The following is a 408-nucleotide window of genomic DNA, read 5'->3' as shown; positions in this document are numbered from 1 at the left end:
AGGCGGTGTCACGGCGGGTGGACACGTCGCGCAATGCACAAGCCTTTTTGCTGTCCGGTGGGCTCGATTCGAGTGCGATCTGCACGCTGGCTAACCGGATCGCGCCAGATCGAGAAGGCTTGCGTACCTTCTCGTTTACTTATCCGGAAGACGAGGCGGACTTTCAGTCCGACGCGCTGCACATCACGTCGGACAGCCCCTACGTCGACATCATGGCTCGCTTCCTCGGATCCCGGCACGAGAATATCGCCATTACGAATGTCGACTTCAGGCTCGCGCTCGAAGAAACGGTTCACGCGCGGGACCTGCCGGGCGTGGGAGACCTGGACGTCACGTTGCTGCAACTGTTCAAGGGCCTGAGATCGCGTGGCTATACGGAAGCATTCTCAGGGGAAGGCTCGGACGACA

General features: G+C 60.3%; 1 protein-coding gene. It reads left to right on the top strand.

All coding sequences use genetic code 11. The annotated features are described in order from the left end of the window. Window positions 1–17: 17 nt before the first annotated feature. Window positions 18–408: asparagine synthase-related protein (locus SB847_RS20560; RefSeq protein ID WP_410578409.1), on the top strand; the 391-nt coding region annotated here is incomplete at its 3' end.

Origin of the sequence: Bacillus sp. SIMBA_026, assembly GCF_046535335.1 — a bacterium.
Classification (GTDB): domain Bacteria; phylum Bacillota; class Bacilli; order Bacillales; family Bacillaceae; genus Bacillus; species Bacillus velezensis.
The sequence above is the reverse complement of the archived record's forward strand: the minus strand, read 5'-3'. Positions and strand labels throughout refer to the sequence as shown.